Consider the following 19,695-nt stretch of genomic DNA (forward strand, 5'->3'; position numbering starts at 1 on the left):
GCGAGTGTTGGCGACATGTTTGTTGCGTTGATGTTCGTCTGGCCTCCGGAACCGAGCGTATTCTGCTGACCGGCGCAATCCGGTCAGCAGTCACATTAGGTTTATACAAGGGAGAACCAGAAGCATGACCAATCTTTCCACGTTCGGCCGCCTTCTTGGCAGCACCATCATTGCAACCACCCTTCTGGGTGCAGCAGGTGCCAAAGCAGCCGATAGCGATGCCTGCAAAACCGTGACCTTCTCTGATGTTGGCTGGACCGACATCACGGCCACCACGGCAACCGCATCGGTGATCCTTGAATCACTCGGCTACACGGCTAAAACCGAACTTCTGTCGGTTCCGGTCACCTATACCAGCCTTGCCAATGGCGACGTTGACGTCTTCCTGGGCAACTGGATGCCGACCATGGCTGCCGACATTCAGCCCTATCTCGACAAGGGCACGGTTGTTTCAACCGGTGCAAACCTTGAAGGTGCGAAATACACCCTGGCTGTGACCAAGGCTGCATTTGACGCGGGCCTCAAGGACTTTGCTGATATCGCCAAATTCAAGGACGAACTTGATGGCGAGATCTATGGCATTGAGCCGGGCAACGATGGCAACCGTCTGATCCAGGACATGATCGATGGCAACCAGTTCAGCCTTGGCGAGTTTGAACTCGTTGAGTCCTCCGAACAGGGCATGCTGGCCGAGGTAAAGCGCAAATCCTCGCGCGATCAGTTCATCGTCTTCCTGGGTTGGGAACCGCACCCGATGAACGCGAAATACGACATGGCCTATCTTGATGGTGGCGATGACGTGTTTGGCCGGAACTTTGGCGGTGCCACGGTTCATACCAACCTGCGTGCCGGTTACACCGACGAATGCCCGAATGCCGGCAAATTCGTCACCAACCTTGAATTCAGCCTCGCCATGGAAAACGAAATCATGGACGCGATCCTGAACGAGGGTACCGACCCGGCCGAAGCAGCAACTGCATGGCTGAAAGCCAACCCGGATGCAGCTTACGCATGGCTTGATGGCGTGACCACCTTTGACGGTGGCGATGCCAAGGCAGCGCTGAAATCCGGTCTTGGTCTTTAAGCACCGCGATTGATTTTACCGATGCGCCCGCAGTTGGCTTTTGGCCGGTGCGGGCGCGTTGGATGTATTTTTCTTAATTCTCATTGAACGGATATTTTCGCATGGAATGGCTCACGGAAACGAAGATTCCGCTGGGACAGTGGATATCGTCCCTGATGGATGCGCTGAACGAACATGCCGATTTCGTTTTCTATACCGTTTCGGATGTTCTTGAATTCATTATCGAAAACACCATCGATTTTCTGGTGTGGCTGCCTGCCCTTCTGATTATTGCTGTCTTCGGGGTACTTGCTGCTGTTTTGCACAAATCATGGAAACTGACGGCCTTTACGGTCCTGTCGCTTTTGCTGGTGGTCAACCTTGGCTACTGGGAAGAAACCATGGAAACGCTGGCACTTGTCCTTTATGCGACGCTGTTTTGCATGTTGATCGGTGTACCGCTTGGCGTGGCATCGGCCCACCGCCCGTGGCTGCATCAGGCGATGCGTCCAATCCTTGATCTGATGCAGACGATCCCGACTTTCGTGTATCTGATCCCGACCCTGATCCTGTTTGGTCTTGGTGTGGTGCCCGGTCTTATTTCGACCATGATCTTTGCCATCGCAGCCCCGATCCGCCTGACCCATCTTGGTATTTCCAACACGCCCAAGGCACTTCTGGAAGCCGGTGAAAGCTTTGGCTGCACGCCGCGCCAACTGCTTTTCAAGGTTGAGCTGCCATCGGCCATGCCATCGATCATGGCGGGGCTGACCCAATGCATCATGCTGTCGCTGTCGATGGTGGTGATTGCGGCCCTCGTCGGGGCGGATGGCCTTGGCAAGCCGGTTGTGCGCGCGCTTAATACCGTGAATGTCGCGCAAGGGTTCGAAGCCGGTCTTGCGATTGTGATTCTGGCCATCGTGCTTGATCGCATTTGCCGTCGTGACCACAAAGAAAAGTCGGGGCAGTGATCATGAGCAATGCTGTTGAATTCGATAATATCGACGTGATCTTTGGCAACCGTCAGGCAGAATCCTTAAAACTGCTCGACGCTGGCAAAACCCGCGAAGAAATCGCGGCTGCCACCAACAATGTCCTTGGCGTTGCCGATGTCAGCTTTAACGTCCCGGAAGGCGAGATTTGCGTCCTGATGGGGCTTTCGGGATCGGGCAAGTCGTCGCTTCTGCGCTGTGTAAATGGCCTTAATGCCGTTTCGCGCGGATCGCTTCGCGTGCGCGATGGCGAGGACATGGTCGATGTCACGAGCTGTGATTCCGCAACCCTTCGCAACCTGCGTCGCAAAAGTGTCGCCATGGTCTTCCAGCAATTTGGCCTGTTCCCCTGGCGCACGGTTGAAGACAATGTCGGCTTTGGACTTGAGCTTGGCGGTATGGGCCCGACGGAACGCCGCGAGATTGTGCGTGAAAAGCTGGCACTTGTCGGCCTTGATCAATGGGCGACGAAATATGCCCATGAACTTTCGGGCGGCATGCAGCAGCGCGTCGGCCTGGCGCGTGCCTTTGCCACCGATGCGCCGATCCTTCTGATGGATGAGCCGTTCTCGGCCCTTGATCCGTTGATCCGTAACCGTCTGCAGGACGAGCTGCTTGACCTTCAGGAGAAGCTCAACAAAACCATCCTGTTTGTCAGCCATGACCTTGATGAGGCGATGAAGCTTGGCAATTCGATTGCCATCATGGAAGGCGGTTATGTCGTGCAGCACGGCACGCCTGAAGACATCGCGCTGCGTCCGGCCAATGATTATGTTGCCGACTTTGTCGCCCATATGAACCCGGTCAACATCCTGCGCGGCCGGGCGATCATGCATCGCTTGGACAGCAGCCAGAAATCCGGCACCACCGAGTTCCTGATGGAAGATGCAAATATCCGCGTGACACTTCTGGATGGGGTTGTGCAGTCGGCCAATAATGGCGAACGCGGCGAGCTTAAGCTGATCAATTATGACGGCACCCTGCCCGACGCGCTGGGTGCAACCGATAACTCGATCGTCTTTGTTGCACAGGATGATGTGCTGCTGAAGGATCTGATTGAAATGCGCTCTGTCACGCAGAACCCGGTGATCCTGACCCGTGATGGCAAGGTTTCCGGCACACTGGGCCGCAAGGAGTTCTTTGACAGCCTGACCCAAACGTCTTCGGCAGCGGATTGATTGTCAGGCAATCGAGATCGACAATAAAAAGGCGGCCCTGATCGGGGCCGCCTTTGTTTTATCTGCTAACAAAGCCCGGATTAGCCACCGGTGACCGGCGGAAACAGGGCAATTTCGGCGGCCTTGGTCACGTCTGTTTCGGGGGTGGCGTATTCCTGATCCACCGCAACACGAATGATTGCGGGATCGGCGAGCGCGTTGGCGAAGTTTTCGCCACGGCCGGGCAGCCATGCCAGCAGATCGGCAACCGTTTTAACAGATTCCGGCAACTCAACGGTTTCTTCCGCCATTCCGATGCGGTCCTTGACCCACGAAAAATAGATCAGCTTCATCTCAAATCCTGACAGCAAACTTCAATTTGCCCGCATGCTTGCGCAGACGCGCTCAGCAGGCAAGTCTCAATCGTGTGAACGCACATTATGGATAAACAAAATAACCATCCGGCGCCGCATCAAGGCGCGCGGTCAGGTTTTCAATAAAGAACCGTTCCGCCCGGCTGAGCGACATGCGCGGGTTGGTAACAAGGTAGATATCAATCGCTGGTGGTTCGATATAGGGCGGCAAACGCCAGAGTTGCCCACGATCGGTCGCACTTTGCACGACATGGATCGGCAGCGGCCCGATGCCAAGCCCGGCATTGATCAGACGCCGGACTTCTTCAAGGTGCGGACTGACGGCAACGACCTTGCCCTTCATGCCTTCCTGCGCGCGCAGGACTGCAACCGGGGCGAGTGCGTCGGTGAGCTGGTCGGTTGCGAACGAAACAAAGGCTTCGCTGCGCAAATCGGCCAGGGTCAGGTCCTTTTTGCCAAACAGATGATGGGTCGGGCCGCAGAAGAAACCGAAATGTTCGCGATACAGACGGCGGTATTCCAGCCGTGGATGGCGTTCCTTGACCAGACAGATGCCAAAACTTGCCTGTTGCGACAGGACCTGATCCACCACATTGACCGAGGTCGCGACATCGATTTCATAGGTGACTTCCGGGTGGGATCGATTGAATTCAAAAAGCGCATCATCAAGTGGCGGAAAGACAACATGACTGGCCAGCCACATGTGCAAATGCCCGGTCAACTGATTACCGCTATCTGACATCACATCGGACAAGCGCCGGATGGCACCGCATATTTCGCGGCATTCGTGATAAAGCGCCAACCCCTGTTCAGTGACTTCAAACCGGCCGCGTTCGCGGTCAATCAGACGCGCGCCAATCTGATCTTCGAGCCGTTTAAGCGCGTTACTGACGCTGGGTTGACGCAGTAACAAGCGGTTTGCTGCCCCGGTGATCGAACGTTCCTCGACAATAACGGTGAAGGTATGCAGCAAGTTCCAGTCGAACTGCCGGCGCATTAACTCGTTCATTCCCCTTACCTTTCCGCCATTTCCGACAACACACATAGTTATTGGCTATGGGATCTATTCTACTTATCTATTTGCGCTATGTGCAAGTCTGGGTTGGAATGCCTCCAACAAATTTCTCAACGGCCAAATAACCGGGTGCGGCAATGACCGCAGATAATAACGGGAGGCATAAATGGCCGCAGATGTCGCCGGAGCCCGAAGGACTCCGTGGGTACTGCTATCACCATCACTGGCAACCATCAGCCTGCTGCTGATTGTGCCAATGCTGTTCATTGTCGTTTATTCGTTCTGGTTGCGTACCGCGACCGGTGCGGATCAGGTCGGCTTTTATCTTGATAACTGGATTGAGGTGCTTGGCGATCGTTTTTATCGCGACATCCTGTTCCAGACCTTCCTGATTGCCTTTTACACCACGGTTATTTGCGCGCTGGTCGGCTATATCCCGGCCTATTTCGTGGCCAATACGCGCATGAAGTCCAAGGCATTTTTGCTACTGTTGCTGATGCTGCCGTTCTGGATCAGCTACATCATCCGCACCATGTCCTGGATCAACATTCTGGGCACATCAGGTGCGCTCAATACGCTTCTGATTTCCATGGGCATCATCGATGACCCGATCCAGATGCTTTATAACCAGCAGACCGTGGTTCTGGGCCTTGTGCATTATCTGCTGCCCTTCATGATCCTGAATGTCTATGTCAGCCTTGATGGCATCGACAAGAACCTGACCGAAGCGGCCCAAAGTCTTGGCTGCACGGGATTTCAGGCCTTCCGCGAAGTCACCCTGCCGCTTTCCCTTCCAGGTCTGGCAGCCGGGTCGTTGCTGTGCTTTGTGCTGGCGGCGGGCACCTATATCACCCCGATTGTTCTCGGTGGGCCGCGGGATGCGATGTTTGCCAACCTCGTGTTTGAAGCCATCGTCACCCAGCTCAACTGGCCGCTTGGCTCGGCACTCTCGCTCGTCCTGCTGGCCCTTCTGGGCGCACTGGTCGTCATCTACACCCGCTATCTCGGCATCGATCAGATCGCCAAGAGCTTCAAGTAAGGGAGGTATATGATGATGTCTGGTTGGTCAGTGATCCGAATTGCCACGATCCTTGTTTATCTGTTCCTTTTTGCGCCGGTTGCGGTTGTCATTCTGTTGGCATTCAACGCCAATCAGTTCGGCAGCTTCCCGATCGAGGGGTTTTCATTCCGCTGGTTTGAAGCGCTTTGGAACAATGATGCGATTGTGCGGGCTTTCAAGACGTCGCTGTTGCTGGGAGTACTCACCGCAGCGATTTCGACGACGCTTGGGACCCTCGCAGCACTTGCCATGGTCAGATACGATTTCCCGGGAAAACGGACTATTTCAACCCTTTTGGTTGCCCCAATCCTGATCCCGGAAGTCGTTCTGGCCGTGGCACTCCTGCTGTTTTTGCAGTTTCTTGCCATGCCCAAAAGCTTTGGGCTTCTTTTGATGGGCCATGTGGTCTTTACCCTGCCCTTTGTTGTGCTGGTGGTTCAGGCGCGGCTTGTCTCCATCCGCCGCGACGTCGAAGAAGCCGCCATGAGCCTTGGCGCAACACCGGTGCAGACCTTCTTTGAAGTGACCCTGCCGCTCATGTTACCTGCCGTCATGGCCGGGATGCTGTTTGCCTTTACCATTTCATTTGATGACATCACCGGAACCCTGTTCTGGAAGCCCGGCGGTGTTGAAACCGTTCCCACACAGATCTTTGCCATGCTGCGCAATTCCATCAGCCCGGAAATCAACGCCCTTGGTGCTGTGATGGTGATCTTCACCATTGCCTTGCCGCTGGTTGCGGCATCGATTGCGCGCGTCATGGCGATGCGCAAGGCCGGGGCATCAAAATAGACCGAGCACGCCACGAAGACTTTTTGCAAAACGCGGTTCGCCGCCAAAACCAATAACAAGAACACCACGAATTCAACGACCAAGAACAAGACCGATCAACGGATAATCGTATTATCAGGAGGCCTTAAATGGACGATACCAAACGTTATGAACGCCTACTTACCCGTTTCCGCGATGGCGACATCAGCCGCCGCACTTTCCTGACCGCACTGGGTGCGGCTGGTGTCACTGCCGGCATCACCGGCGGCCCGATGGGCATGCTGGCCCGCAAAGCGATGGCAGCAACCCCGGAGCAGGTCCGCTTTGATGGCTGGGGCGGCGTTGTTTCCGAGGCATTTGAAAAATATGCCTTCGCGCCCTACACCAAGAAAACCGGTATTGATGTGGTTTCGGGCACCTTTGGCGGTGCGGACGAATATATCGCCCGCGTCAAAGCCAGCCAGCCGGGTGAGTTTAACCTTGCCCACCTTTCGGGCGTGTTTGACTATGCGCGCTATCATGGTCTGGAGCTGACCTCGGAACTGAACGAAGCAAACATCCCGAACCTTGCAAACGTCATCCCGACCCTTGTCGAGCCGCTGCGCAAGATCACCGGCGGCACGATTTCGGCAGTTCCGTATGACTATGGCACCACCGGCATTGCCTATAACCGCAAATATATCAGCGATGACGAAGCCAAGGCCAAGGGTGCCAAGCTGATGGTCGATGAAGCCTATAAAGGCAAAATCGGCGGCTGGGGCGAATGGAAAACCCGTATCTGGTATGGCGCGCTTCAGTCCGATCAGGATCCGAACAACATCAAGGACATTGATGCGGTTTGGGACATGATCCGTTCGCACCGTGACCTGGCGCTGAAATACTGGTCTTCGGGTGCGGAACTGATGAGCCTTCTGGCCGAAGAAGAAATCTATGTCACCGAAGGCTGGTCGGGCCGCATCAAGGCGCTGCAGGATCAGGGTCATGACATCGGTTATCTTGATCCGGCTGGCGGTCTTGGTTGGCAGGAATGCCTGTTTGTGCTGCGTGGCAGCCCAATGGCCGCGTGTGAAGAGCTTCTGAACTTCATGCTTGAGCCGGAAGTGGCGATTGCCGTTGCCGAAGGTCAGAGCTATCCGCCGGCACTGGATCCGCAGAAGATCGATCTGGGTGAAATCATCCCGACGCTTCCGGCATTCGATCCGAGTGGCACGCTTTCCTCGCTCAGCTTCTTTGATCCGGCTTACTGGAACGAAAACGAAGCCGACTGGTCGAAGACCTTCTCGCGTGTGCAGCGCGGCTACTAAGCCCCGCCTGCATATCGGAACCTGTGTCCTGGCCGCGCACAACCGGCCAGGACACCTTTGCCGCCAATCGTCGGGTGCGGCCCAATTCAGACAGGGACTTTAACAATGGCAGACACGAAAAACGCCGTTGAACTGCAAAATGTTGTCAAACGGTATGGTGAATTCACCGCAGTGAAACGCATGGATTTGACCGTGCCGGACAACAGCTTTGTGACTTTCCTTGGTCCGTCGGGCTGTGGCAAGACGACGACGCTGCGCATGATTGCGGGCCTGACCGACATCACCGAGGGTGATCTGATGATCCGTGGCAAACGGGTCAACAGCCTGCCGATCCACAAGCGCAATCTGGGCCTTGTGTTTCAGAACTATGCCCTGTTCCCGCACAAGACGATTTTCGACAACATCGCCTTTGGCCTGAAATACCGCAAGGTGTCCAAGGCCGACATAAAGGACAAGGTCAACAAGGCGCTTGATCTGGTCCAGTTGCCCCATGTCGCAGACCGTTATCCCAATCAGCTTTCCGGTGGCCAGCAGCAGCGTATTGCGCTGGCGCGCGCGATTGTGATTGAGCCTGATGTTTTGCTGCTTGATGAGCCGCTTTCGGCCCTTGATGCCAATCTGCGCGAAGAAATGCGTGTGGAGCTCAAACGTATTCAGCGCGAGCTTGGTGTTGCCACGGTCTTTGTCACCCATGACCAGTCCGAAGCCCTTGCCATGTCTGACAAGCTGGTTGTGATGAATAATGGCTTTGTCGAACAGGAAGGCGCGCCCGAGGAGGTTTACAATAATCCGGCATCGGCCTTTGTTGCGGATTTCCTTGGACATTCCAATATCATTGCTGCCAACCTTGGCAGCCCGGATGCCGCCTTTACCCAAGTGGCACTTGAAAGCGGTGAAACCTTGCTGACCACTGACGAGCAGACCGTGAAAGCCAAGGGATCAAAAGACGTACGTGCCGTGATCCGGGCCGAGAAAATTGGCCTTTCCGAACAGAACGGCGCCACCGACGGTGTGATCGCCATCCCCGGCAAGGTCAAAACCGTTGACTATCTGGGCCAACAGGCCCGTTACTTTGTCGAGGCCAATGGCCGCGACTGGCAGGTCATCAATCCGATTGATGCCCACCCCCATCAGGAAGGGGCCGATATCTTCATGCATATCGCCGCCCGAAATTGTGTGTTGTTGCCCGGCCATCAGGACTGAACGTCCAATTTGCAGCCGGTTCAGGAGAGCCACCAGAATGACGCTTGATCCCAAAAGCTCCGTCGGACACAACCGGGAGTCCCGCCTGTTTTATCAAAGCCGGTCCCGCCGCCCGCTGATCGACCGATCCGAAGGCGTTTATATGTGGGATGTTGACGGCAAACGCTATATCGATGCGTCGAGCGGTGCGATGGTCAGCAATATCGGCCATAGCGACCCGCGCGTGGTTGCGGCCATGATGAAGCAGCTTGAAAAGGCAAGCTTCGCCTATCGCCTGCATTTCGAAAATGATGCGGCCGAAGACCTGGCCATGCGCCTTGCCGAACGTGCGCCAGGTGATCTTGAGCGCGTCTTCTTTGTTTCCGGTGGGTCCGAGGCGGTTGAAAGCTGCATCAAGCTTGCGCGGCAATATGCGCTGGCCAATGGCGAAGCGCAGCGCACGAAAATCATTTCACGCTTTCCGAGCTACCATGGCGCAACACTGGGCGCGCTTGCCATCACCGGCTATACGCCGATGCATGCGCCGTTCGCGCCGATGATGGTGGATCAGCCGAAAATTCCTGCCCCGACCTGTTACCTTGATCGTGATGATTTGAGTGATCATGAGCGTGGCATCAAATATGCCAACATGCTTGAAGCCGAAATCATCAAGCAGGGCCCGGAAACCGTTCTTGGTTTCATCATGGAACCGGTTGGCGGGGCGGCTACCGGCGCACTCGTTGCCCCGGACAGCTATTATGGCCGCATTCGCGAGATTTGCGATCAGTACGGTATTCTTCTGATCTATGATGAGGTCATGACAGGTGCCGGTCGTACCGGTAAATATTTCGCAGCAGAACATTGGGGCATCGTGCCCGATATCCTTGCTGTTTCCAAAGGTCTGGCCGCGGGTTACGCACCGCTGGGTGCGATGATTGCCCCGGATCGTATCGTTGGTCCGGTTCTCGATCATGGCGGGTTTATTCACGGTTATACCTATGCCGGGAACCCGTTGGCGTGCGCTGCGGGCAATGCCGTTCTTGATGTGATTGACGAAGACAATCTGCTTGAAAATGCCGCGACCAATGGTGCGGCACTCAAGGATGAACTGACCAAGCTTGCCGAAGAGTTCCCGATGATCGGTGATGTGCGCGGCAAGGGATTGTTGCTGGCGATGGAACTGGTCAAGGATCGCAACAGCATGGAGCCGCTTGAGCCCAAACACATGGCGGCCGCGCGCCTTGTTGATATCGCCTATGACCTGGGCCTGATCATTTATTGGCGCCGCACGCGTGGCGGTTATCGTGGCGATCATGTCATGATCTGCCCGCCAATGATCATCACCAAGGAACAGTTTGCCGATATTCTGGTGCCACTGCGCCAGGCACTGACGGAACTGCAAGACGAACTCGTGATCGCAGGAGCCTTCGCATGAGCCGCAAAGTCATCATCACCTGTGCGATTACAGGATCGGTTCATACCCCGTCCATGAGCCCGAACCTGCCCGTCACACCTGATGAAATCGCCCAGCAGGCGATTGATGCCGCCAATGCCGGGGCATCGATCCTGCATCTGCATGCGCGCGATCCCAAAACCGGCTTTCCAAGCCCGGATCCGGATGTGTTCATGCAGTTCCTGCCAAAGATCAAGGCAGCGACCAATGCCGTGATCAACATTTCGACTGGCGGCGGCATGAACATGAATGTCCGTGACCGCATCCGGGCCGCGCGCGAAGCCGCACCGGAGATGGCGTCGCTGAATATGGGCACGATGAATTTTGGCCTGTTCCCGGCCCTTGCCGGGCGCACCGAATGGAAACATGACTGGGAACCGGAATTCCTTGAAAGCAGCCGTGACTTTGTTTTCAAGAACACGTTTTCAGACATCGAAACCATTCTGGCCGATCTGGGCGAAGCCAACGGCACCCGGTTCGAGTTCGAATGCTATGACGTCGGGCATCTTTATACCCTGGCGCATTTCGTTGATCGCGGCCTGATCAAGGGCCCGATTTTCATTCAATTCGTGCTGGGTGTTCTGGGCGGCATCGGGGCCGATCCCGACAACCTTGCCCATCTGAAACGCACCGCAGACAAGCTGTTTGGCGATCAGTACCAGTTTTCTGTTCTGGGTGCCGGGCGCCATCAGATGCCACTTGGCAGCATGTCTGCCGCCATGGGTGGCAATGTGCGGGTCGGGCTTGAGGACAACCTTTATATCAAAAAGGGCGAACTCGCGCCGGACAACGCATCGCAAGTGCGCAAAATCCGCGAGGTGCTTGACGGGTTGTCGCTTGAAATCGCAACCCCGGACGAAGCACGCGCAATTCTCGGTCTGAAAGGCGGCGACAAGGTCGCCTTCTAGGATCGGGATCAGACAACCGAACGACAACGCCACCACCGTTTGACCACATGATGTGAAAGGCGGCAGCGATGATGCATGCCTATTTCTCAGACGATCAGCTTCGCCATCACGGCAAGACCTTCATTGTCGCGGGCGAGAAAAAGCCGATCCCCGAAGTCCCCGAACGTGCGGAAATTCTGCGCGGTGCGGTCGCGCGCCTCGGTCTTGATCTTCATGCCCCGAATGATGCCGGATTGGCCCCGATTGCCGCCATTCACGATGCGCAATATCTGAACTTCCTGCAGACCATCCATGATGAATGGAAGGATGTCGGCGGTGCGCAGCAGGTCATCCCAAACATCCACCCGTTTGATCGCACCGGCCCCTACCCGCGCCATCCTGCGGGCAAGGCTGGCTTTCATCTTGGCGATACATCCTGTCCGGTGTCTGTCACCACATGGCATTCCGCCTATGCCAGTGCGCAAACAGCAATTGCTGCGGCCCGCCATGTACGTGATCAGGGTGCCAACACCGCCTATGCGCTGTGCCGTCCGCCCGGACACCATGCAAGTGGTAACATCGCAGGCGGCTTTTGCTATCTGAACAACAGTGCGATTGCCGCCGAGGAGCTCCGCCGCAAATATGACCGGGTCGCGATCCTTGATGTCGATCTGCATCATGGCAACGGCACCCAGCATATTTTCTATGACCGATCTGATGTCATGACCCTGTCAATCCATGCCGATCCCATGGATTTCTATCCGTTTTATTGGGGGCATGCTGGGGAATCCGGCGAAAAGGAAGGGCTTGGCTTTAACCATAACCAGCCCCTGCCCCTTGGCAGCGGTGATGATGTGTTCCTTGATGCGCTTGACCGGTCATTGGCAAAGATTGACGATTTCGGTGCGGATGCGGTTGTCATTGCGCTTGGCCTTGATGCATCGCGCGATGATCCGTTTGGCGGGCTGACCGTCAGTCCCGATGGTTTTGCCCGGATCGGAGAAAAAATCGGCACCCTTTCCTGCCCCACCGTTCTCGTGCAGGAAGGTGGTTATGTTAGTGAAACGCTTGCAGAAAACCTTTATCAATTTATCAGCGGCTTTGACGCGACCACCAAGACCAACACGATTTAAGAAGGCCCCACATGACCCATTCAGACATCCTGATCATCGGCGGCGGTATCGCCGGAATGTCAGCAGCATTCTTTTTGGCCAAGGCGGGTAAATCCGTCACGGTTTTGGAGCGCGAAGACCAGCCGGGCTATCACAGCACCGGCCGGTCTGCCGCCCTTTATAGCGAGACCTATGGCCCTAAAATCATCCGCAAGATGTCAACGGCCAGCCGGGCTTTCTTCATCACCCCACCGGACGGCTTTACCGAAAACCCGATCTTGACCCCGCGTGGCATCATCATGACCGCAGCCCCGGGCGAAGAAGCCGAACTTGACGCCATCCTGACCGAGGGGCGCGCCAATGGTGCGAACTTTGTTGAACTCACCCCGGATGCGCTCAAGGAAATCGTGCCGGTCATTCATACCGATCGGGTTGCCAAGGCCGCCTATGAGACGGATGCCATGGACATTGATGTGCATGCGCTTCACTGGGGCTTTATTCGCCAGTTCAAGGCACTTGGCGGTACGGTCATCACCAAGGCCGATGTCAGCGCGATTGGCAAAGCCGACGGGAAATGGCAGGTCACGCTGAGCAAAGGCGATGTTTATAGCGCTGATATCGTTGTCAATGCGGCGGGGGCCTGGGCCGATGACATTGCTACCAAGGCCGGTATCAAGCCGCTTGGCATCGTGCCCAAACGCCGCACCGCAGTGATGGTTGATGTGCCAGCAGACGTCAAACCGCATGGCTGGCCGCTGGTCGCAAGCCTTGATGAGACGCTTTATTTCAAGGAAGATGCCGGTCGTTTGCTGGTATCCCCGGCCGATACCACGCCGACCGAGCCGCATGATGTGCAGCCCGAAGAACTGGATATCGCGATTACGATTGATCGCCTGATGACGGCGACCAGCATCGAAGTCCGCCGCCCGGGTGAAAGCTGGGCCGGGTTGCGCAGCTTCTTTGCCGATGGTGATCCGGTTTCAAGCTTTGATCCGGCAGATGACAATTTCTATTGGTTGGCGGGCCAAGGTGGCTACGGTATTCAGACCGCACCGGCCATGGGCGAATATGCCGCAAGCATCATCACCGGCAAAGGTGTGCCGCCGCAGATGGAAAAGCTTGGCATTAGCGAAGATGCGCTTTCCGCCACCCGCCCCACCCTTGTGAGCGGCAAGTAACGCTTGGCATTGACCGATCAGGAGAAAGACCAATGAGCCAGTTTGATCGTAAAGCCTTGCGCGAAGCGGTTTCAAAGCGCACCCAAAGTGCGATTGATGATTTGTGCGCGCTTGTGCGCCATGATAGCCAGCTTGGCAACGAAGCATCCGCGCAAGACTGGATTTCAGACAAGTTTGCTGCGATGGGGCTCGATGTCGAACGGGTCAAGATCGACATCAATGCGTTGCGTGATCAGCCGGGTTTTTCCCCGCCGGTGATTGATGGCTATGACGGGCGTGAAAACGTTGTCGGCCTGCATCGCCCGCAAAACCCGACGGGGCGCAGCCTGATCCTGAATGGTCATATGGATGTCGTTCCGACCGGACCGGCCGAACAATGGCGCCACGGGCCATTCACCCCGCATGTCGAGGATGACTGGATTTACGGCCGTGGTGCCGGTGATATGAAGGCCGGGATCATTGCCTATTGCCAGGCACTTCAGGCACTGCACGATATCGGGCTTGAACCGGCAGCCCCCGTTATCTTGCAATCGGTGATCGAGGAAGAATGTACCGGCAACGGCGCACTCGCCTGCCTGCATGCGGGCTACAAGGCCGATTGCGCCATCATTCCCGAACCGTTTAACCAGACCCTGATGACGGCCCAGCTTGGTGTCATGTGGTTCCAGATCCATGTATCGGGCAGCCCGGCGCATGTTCTCGATACGTCGGCTGGCAGCAACGCGATTGAATCTGCCTTTGGTTTCTTTGAGACCTTGAAGGAAGTCGAGGAAATCTGGAACCATCCGACCCATCGTCACGCAGCGTTTGGTGCGCATGTCCATCCGGTGAACTTCAATCTGGGCAAGATTGAAGGCGGCGAATGGGCATCTACCGTGCCGCCGGTTTGCACGGCGGATATCCGGGTTGGTTTCTATCCGGGTATGGAACTTGAAAAGGTTCGCGAAACCATCGAGGCTGTCAAACAAAGCGCGCTTGATAACCACCCGGCCTGCAAGGGTGCGAAGATCGAGATCACCTATCGCGGTTTCCAGGCCGAAGGCTGCGAGATGGATATCAATCATCCGATGATGTCGATGATTGGCGATATCCATCAGGAAGTGACGGGCAAGGAGATCAAAAATCTTGCCTCGACCGCGACGACCGATGCGCGCTTCTTCCAGATTTATGGCAATATCCCGGCCACCTGTTACGGCCCAAAGGCCGAACGCATTCACGGGATTGATGAACGGGTTTCGATTGCATCGATGATGGAAGTCACCGAGGTATTGGCCCTGTTCATTGCCGACTGGTGCGGCGTGCAAAAGCGTGCTAGCTAAAAACCAATTCGAATAATTTATTCAAGCCGATTGATACCAAGGAGAGTTTCATGAGCATTCAGCGTCTTCACACCGGCCCGCGTATGAGCCAGGCCGTTGTCCATGGCAACACCATCTATCTGGCCGGTCAGGTTGGTAATCCCGACAGCGACATCACCAACCAGACCAAGGAATGCCTTGAAAAGGTTGATACCCTTCTGGCCGAATGCGGTTCGAGCAAGGAAAACATCCTGTCGACCACCGTCTGGCTTGCCGACATGAAAGACTTTGCTGCGATGAACGCGGTTTGGGATGCATGGGTCCCGCAGGGTCACACCCCGGGTCGCGCATGTGGCGAAGCAAAGCTCGCTACCCCGGATTATCTGGTTGAGTTCATCGTGATTGCGGCCAAGCCGTAAGTCACTTTGACGCATCAGAAAAAACGCCTGGCGCGGGAAACCGGTCAGGCGTTTTTCATTTGTGCAGTACCCTGCAAACTATGCCCGATCCTCGCGGGTGACGATCAGTGATGTCGCCTCAAGCGTTCTGTGCACCGGGCATTTATCGGCAATCTCGACCAAACGTTGCCGCGTGGCGTCGTCCAGATCACCAGTAAAGCGAATGATGCGTTCGAACCGGTCGATCTTGCCACCTTTGGCGGCATGTTGTTCGCCGCATTCCGCGCAATCATCGGCGTGAACTTTCTGATGCAGGACTTCGGCCCGGATGGAATCAATATCGATCCCCTTATGATCGGCATACATCCGGATCGTCATCACCGTGCAACTGCCAAGGGCCGTCGAAAGATAATCATAGGGCGACGGCCCGCTATCCAGCCCGCCGACTTTTTCCGGTTCATCCGCCAGCAGACGATGTTTACCCGCCAGCACCATCGACTGGAACTTGCCAAGGCCGGTTTCACGCACAATGACACCTTCGCTAAGCTCCGGCGTTGTTTCCTTGGCATCGGGCAGATAGCGTTTCGCCCAGGCAGCAATCACGGATGCGGCGTAGGCCGCATCCGCTGGATCGCGCAGCAAATGATCGGCCTGATCAAGCGAGACAAAGCTTTTGGGATGCTTGGCAGCATCAAAAATCTTACCGGCATTTTCAATCCCGACCGTCTGATCAAGCGGTGCATGCATGACCAGAAGCGCCTTTTTCATCTTGACGACCTGGGCCGCCAGATCATAACCGCCAAGGTCATCAACGAACTGCTTGCGGATGACGAACGGCCGCCCGCCAAGGCAGACTTCGGCCTCGCCCTTTTCACGGATATCATCAAGATGATCGGCGAAATTATGGGTGACATGCGTTACATCCGATGGCGCGCCGATGGTCGCAACCGCGGTTGCTTCCTTGATGCGATCGGCCACGGCCAACACCGCAGCCCCGCCCAATGAATGCCCGATCAGGAGTTTGGGGGCTTCGAACTCATCGCGCAGGAAGTCGGCCGCGCGTTCGAGATCATCAAGGTTTGAGGTGAAGTTGGTCGAGGCGAAATCACCGCCCGAACCACCCAAGCCAGTAAAATCAAAGCGCAGCACACCGATGCCTTCGACTGTCAGCGCCTCGGCAATTTTGCGGGCCGCGATCAGATCCTTGGTACAGGTAAAGCAATGGGCAAACAGGGCATAGGCCTTGACCGGTCCGGTCGGCAAATCAAGCCGTGCGGCCAGTTCGGCGCCATGCGCCCCTTCAAATGTCAGCTTTATCGGTTTTCCGGGCATCTTAATCCTCCTGACCTTTGCGGGGTAAAATCATACTGCTATTTCAAATCACTGCCGATAGGATCGCATGCAGGGTCGCACAGTAACACGGACAGTTCAGTGATGATTGTTCAAACCGAACGCACAATTTTGCGAGAAGCAAATCATGATGACGCGCCGTTCATTCTGCAATTGCTGAATGAACCGGGCTGGCTTCGGTTTATTGGCGATCGTGATGTTCATGATCTTGCGGCCGCGCGCAATTATATCGATCAGCGTTTTCGCGAGAATTATCAAAAACTCGGTTTCGGGATGTGTGTGGCGATTGAAAAATACAGCCAAAGCCCGATTGGCCTGATTGGCTTTGTGAAGCGCGATACGTTGGACGCGCCGGATATCGGCTACTCCGTAAGCGAGGTCCATCAGGGCAAAGGTTATGCCTTTGAAGTTGGCTCTGCACTGATCAAACACGGCTGGAACGCATACGGGTTTGAGAAGATTTATGGTTACTGCCTGCCGGACAATGTGGCTTCCGTGCGCATGCTTGAAAAGCTTGGCCTGACCTATCTGCGTGATCAGGATGTCAATCAAACCGGTGAGATGTGCAGGGTTTATGTGGCGACCCGGCCTTGAGACACATCGCAAAGACCAAAACAAAACCCCGCAATCTGATGATGCGGGGTTTTGTGTCACTACTTGCGTCGAATGCCGATCTTGCGCCCGACCCCGGACGGGATGGGCAAACCTGCATGGGCTTGCTTGATCTTGTTGAGCGTTTCCATGATGTCATCGGGGAACGGGGCAGATCGCCGTTCCTGCATGTTGATATGCATGGTGATGATTTCATTGGTCGAGGCCAGCCAGCCCTCAGTGCCATGACGCATTTCGTGATACATGTGAATGCGCTTCTGATCGCAATCCAGCACCCGGGTATGGATCACAAACGGATCACCCTGATGGATTTCGCGATCATAGGTCACATGCATTTCAAGTCCGAAAGTCGATCCGCCGCGCCGTTCGGGATAGGTATATCCCATCCCCACCGCATCAAGAAACGCCATCGATCCCAGATCAAATGCGACCACGTAATAGCCAACATTCATATGGCCGTTGAAATCAATCCATTCGGGTTTGATGTGCCCGCGAAAGGCTTCTAGCGGTTCGGGCGCAAACAGATCGGTGCTGATCATTTTTCGACGGCCTTTACCACCGCGACGGCGGCAACAAAATCTTCAAGCGAATGCCCGACAGATTTGAATACGGTGCATTCCGCATCAGTTTCACGGCCTTTGACCTGCCTGCGGGTCAGGCCAAACAGATCACCAATGATGTCGGATTTGGAAATCGCGCCGCTGTCGATGGCTTGCACAACGTCACCACCTTCGGCACTGGCCCCTTCGAAACTGTCGACATAGATGCGGCACTTAGCCATGACCGCATCATCGGTTTCGCGCATGGTCGGCTTGAACGCGCCAACCAGATCAACGTGGGTGCCTTCACGCAGCCAGTCGCCCCTTACCAACGGTTCGGTCGAAAGCGTTGCGCAGGAAATCAGATCGGCGGATTTGCATGCGCCTTCAAGATCGTCTGTACCCTTGGCGTTAAAGCCAAGCTCGGCAATTTCGGCGGCGAGTTTGGCGGCCTTGTCGGCATTGCGATTCCAGATCGTGACATTCTTGATCGGGCGAACCGATGCATGGGCCTTGATCAATTGCGGCGCCATTGCGCCTGATCCAACCATCACCATCTCGCTGGCATCCTTGCGCGCCAGATAGTCACATGCCAGTGCGGATGCGGCAGCGGTACGGCGCGTGGTCAGTTTGGTGCCATCAATTACCGCTGACGGCTGCCCGGTCACGGCATCAAGCAAAACATAGGTTCCGGAAACGGCCGGCAGATTGCGCGCCGAGTTGCCCGGCACGACAGCGGCGATTTTCACACCGGCTGCGCCATCCTTTTGCCAGGCCGGCATAATCAGGAAGGTTGCGTCATCCTCGTTACTGCGTTCCATGTTGAAATGGCTGCGCAGCGGTGCCTCACAGCCTTGTTCAAACCCGTCACGAAGGGCTTCGACCAGATCGCGGGGCGAGACAAATTTTTCGATATCGTCGGCGGTAATGAAACGCATGGGCCTTCCTGTAGAACTGTTTTTCATTTCAGTGCGGTAGCAGGCATGTTTTATACCACGTCGCAGCCCGCACGTCACAGGAAGACCAGTAGATTTTTATGCTGTTTTGAAGGGAAATCAGCGCGATTTACGGCAGCAAAAACCGTTTGAGCGTGCCAAACAGCGATCCGGTGCCCAGAAACAGTTCTTCAAGCACGGTAAAGTGGTTCGCACCCCACGCCTTATAGACCGAAACCTTAAGCCCGGCACTGCCGCAATAGGCACCATAAGCATCACTTTGGCGCACAAATTCCGGGCTTTCATTGCCGCCCACAACCACCATCAGGCGGGCGTCCAGCGGCACGGCATCGAGCATCGGCGAATTATCCGCCGCCGATGCTTCATCAAGGCGGATATCCTCATTGAGCGTCGTATGGCGTACCGGTTCAAGGTCAAAGACACCTGAAATCGGCACGATCGCCTCAAACGGCATTTCATCACCGATGGTTTCCAGCCAGTCATGGGTGGCAAGGCGCGCAACGATCTGGCCACCGGCAGAATGGCCGGAAATCGAAATGCGGTCACGGTCGCCGTTAAATTCTTCGATATGCTGATAGATATAGGTGATGGCGCGTACGGCTTCTTCGGTGATGTCGGCCACCGTCACATCCGGGCACAGATCATAGTTCGGGCAGATCACTGTGAACCCTGCCGCCACGAGATCACGCGCGACAAAGGCATAATCCTTTTTGTCCTGGCTGCGCCAATAGCCGCCATGGAAAAACACATGCACCGGTGCACCCGGATCGGATGCCATGAAGACATCCATGGTTTCCTTTGGCCCCTTGCCATAGCGGACATCAAGCTTGCCGCCATACTGGGCACGGGTTTCGTCAGACAATTTAACGAACCGTTCGAAATGGGTCATGAAGTCCGGCACGGTTTCGCGCGGATTATATTGCCATTCAAGCTCTGCTGCTGTGAAACCGCCCCAAGTCATGGGAACCTCATTCTTACCGGTGAAAACGACCTC

General features: G+C 55.7%; 20 protein-coding genes. 14 read left to right on the plus strand and 6 right to left on the minus strand.

Features of this window, described 5'->3' with window-relative positions; translation table 11 throughout:
• The first annotated feature begins 124 nt into the window (after nucleotides 1–124).
• The 3 genes from CMO10_RS17875 to choV all read left to right on the plus strand — a co-directional run bounded on the left by CMO10_RS17875 (nucleotide 125) and on the right by choV (nucleotide 3,233).
• Nucleotides 125–1,084, plus strand: a complete 960-nt coding sequence (locus CMO10_RS17875) for a choline ABC transporter substrate-binding protein (RefSeq protein WP_297024697.1) — start codon at nucleotides 125–127, stop codon at nucleotides 1,082–1,084.
• A 101-nt stretch (nucleotides 1,085–1,185) separates the two neighbouring features.
• Nucleotides 1,186–2,034: a choline ABC transporter permease subunit gene (choW, locus tag CMO10_RS17880; RefSeq protein ID WP_297024698.1), complete on the plus strand. Its 849-nt coding sequence runs from the start codon at nucleotides 1,186–1,188 to the stop codon at nucleotides 2,032–2,034.
• A gap of 2 nt (nucleotides 2,035–2,036) precedes the next feature.
• Nucleotides 2,037–3,233 carry a choline ABC transporter ATP-binding protein gene (choV, locus tag CMO10_RS17885; protein ID WP_297024699.1) on the plus strand — a complete coding sequence of 399 codons (1,197 nt, stop codon included), beginning with the start codon at nucleotides 2,037–2,039 and terminating at the stop codon, nucleotides 3,231–3,233.
• Nucleotides 3,234–3,313: 80 nt separating this feature from the next.
• On the opposite strand, the gene moaD is transcribed toward choV, so the two are convergent.
• Together moaD and CMO10_RS17895 are read right to left on the minus strand one after the other, a co-directional pair.
• Nucleotides 3,314–3,565 (minus strand): molybdopterin converting factor subunit 1, encoded by a 252-nt coding sequence (gene moaD / locus CMO10_RS17890; protein WP_297024700.1) that lies wholly within the window; start codon nucleotides 3,563–3,565, stop codon nucleotides 3,314–3,316.
• Nucleotides 3,566–3,650: 85 nt separating this feature from the next.
• A complete protein-coding gene (locus tag CMO10_RS17895) occupies nucleotides 3,651–4,595 on the minus strand; it encodes a LysR family transcriptional regulator (RefSeq protein ID WP_297024701.1) in 945 nt (314 codons plus the stop codon).
• Nucleotides 4,596–4,767: 172 nt separating this feature from the next.
• On the opposite strand from CMO10_RS17895, the gene CMO10_RS17900 reads away from it, so the two are divergent.
• From CMO10_RS17900 to CMO10_RS17945, 10 genes are all read left to right on the plus strand, one after another.
• Nucleotides 4,768–5,640: an ABC transporter permease gene (locus tag CMO10_RS17900; protein ID WP_297024702.1), complete on the plus strand. Its 873-nt coding sequence runs from the start codon at nucleotides 4,768–4,770 to the stop codon at nucleotides 5,638–5,640.
• A 15-nt stretch (nucleotides 5,641–5,655) separates the two neighbouring features.
• Nucleotides 5,656–6,453 (plus strand): ABC transporter permease, encoded by a 798-nt coding sequence (locus tag CMO10_RS17905; RefSeq protein WP_297024703.1) that lies wholly within the window; start codon nucleotides 5,656–5,658, stop codon nucleotides 6,451–6,453.
• 128 nt (nucleotides 6,454–6,581) lie between these two features.
• Nucleotides 6,582–7,736, plus strand: a complete 1,155-nt coding sequence (locus tag CMO10_RS17910; protein ID WP_297024704.1) for an extracellular solute-binding protein — start codon at nucleotides 6,582–6,584, stop codon at nucleotides 7,734–7,736.
• Between the two features lie 105 nt (nucleotides 7,737–7,841).
• A complete protein-coding gene (locus tag CMO10_RS17915; protein WP_297024705.1) occupies nucleotides 7,842–8,939 on the plus strand; it encodes an ABC transporter ATP-binding protein in 1,098 nt (365 codons plus the stop codon).
• A gap of 37 nt (nucleotides 8,940–8,976) precedes the next feature.
• Entirely contained in the window at nucleotides 8,977–10,353 is a 1,377-nt protein-coding gene (locus tag CMO10_RS17920; RefSeq protein ID WP_297024706.1) for an aminotransferase family protein, read from the plus strand.
• Nucleotides 10,350–11,279, plus strand: coding sequence for a 3,5-dioxohexanoate:acetyl-CoA acetone transferase (gene kce, locus CMO10_RS17925; RefSeq protein WP_297024707.1), 930 nt, complete (start codon nucleotides 10,350–10,352; stop codon nucleotides 11,277–11,279). The genes CMO10_RS17920 and kce overlap by 4 nt, the downstream gene beginning before the upstream one ends.
• A 68-nt stretch (nucleotides 11,280–11,347) precedes the next feature.
• Nucleotides 11,348–12,391, plus strand: a complete 1,044-nt coding sequence (locus tag CMO10_RS17930; RefSeq protein ID WP_297024708.1) for a histone deacetylase family protein — start codon at nucleotides 11,348–11,350, stop codon at nucleotides 12,389–12,391.
• 11 nt (nucleotides 12,392–12,402) lie between these two features.
• On the plus strand, nucleotides 12,403–13,548 hold the full coding sequence (locus tag CMO10_RS17935) for an NAD(P)/FAD-dependent oxidoreductase (RefSeq protein WP_297024709.1): 1,146 nt from the start codon (nucleotides 12,403–12,405) through the stop codon (nucleotides 13,546–13,548).
• Between the two features lie 32 nt (nucleotides 13,549–13,580).
• A complete protein-coding gene (locus tag CMO10_RS17940; RefSeq protein WP_297024710.1) occupies nucleotides 13,581–14,867 on the plus strand; it encodes a M20 family metallopeptidase in 1,287 nt (428 codons plus the stop codon).
• Between the two features lie 50 nt (nucleotides 14,868–14,917).
• A complete protein-coding gene (locus tag CMO10_RS17945; protein ID WP_044826837.1) occupies nucleotides 14,918–15,265 on the plus strand; it encodes a RidA family protein in 348 nt (115 codons plus the stop codon).
• 78 nt (nucleotides 15,266–15,343) lie between these two features.
• On the opposite strand, the gene CMO10_RS17950 is transcribed toward CMO10_RS17945, so the two are convergent.
• A complete protein-coding gene (locus CMO10_RS17950) occupies nucleotides 15,344–16,576 on the minus strand; it encodes a bifunctional alpha/beta hydrolase/OsmC family protein (protein WP_297024711.1) in 1,233 nt (410 codons plus the stop codon).
• Nucleotides 16,577–16,678: 102 nt separating this feature from the next.
• On the opposite strand from CMO10_RS17950, the gene CMO10_RS17955 reads away from it, so the two are divergent.
• Nucleotides 16,679–17,188, plus strand: coding sequence for a GNAT family N-acetyltransferase (locus CMO10_RS17955; RefSeq protein WP_297024712.1), 510 nt, complete (start codon nucleotides 16,679–16,681; stop codon nucleotides 17,186–17,188).
• 59 nt (nucleotides 17,189–17,247) lie between these two features.
• On the opposite strand, the gene CMO10_RS17960 is transcribed toward CMO10_RS17955, so the two are convergent.
• The 3 genes from CMO10_RS17960 to CMO10_RS17970 all read right to left on the minus strand — a co-directional run bounded on the left by CMO10_RS17960 (nucleotide 17,248) and on the right by CMO10_RS17970 (nucleotide 19,662).
• Nucleotides 17,248–17,745 (minus strand): thioesterase family protein, encoded by a 498-nt coding sequence (locus CMO10_RS17960; protein ID WP_297024713.1) that lies wholly within the window; start codon nucleotides 17,743–17,745, stop codon nucleotides 17,248–17,250.
• A complete protein-coding gene (gene lhpI, locus CMO10_RS17965) occupies nucleotides 17,742–18,683 on the minus strand; it encodes a bifunctional Delta(1)-pyrroline-2-carboxylate/Delta(1)-piperideine-2-carboxylate reductase (protein ID WP_297024714.1) in 942 nt (313 codons plus the stop codon). The genes CMO10_RS17960 and lhpI overlap by 4 nt, the downstream gene beginning before the upstream one ends.
• A 127-nt stretch (nucleotides 18,684–18,810) precedes the next feature.
• A complete protein-coding gene (locus tag CMO10_RS17970; RefSeq protein WP_297024715.1) occupies nucleotides 18,811–19,662 on the minus strand; it encodes an alpha/beta hydrolase in 852 nt (283 codons plus the stop codon).
• Nucleotides 19,663–19,695 lie beyond the last annotated feature (33 nt).

The organism is Thalassospira sp. (assembly GCF_002709775.1).
Lineage (GTDB): Bacteria > Pseudomonadota > Alphaproteobacteria > Rhodospirillales > Thalassospiraceae > Thalassospira.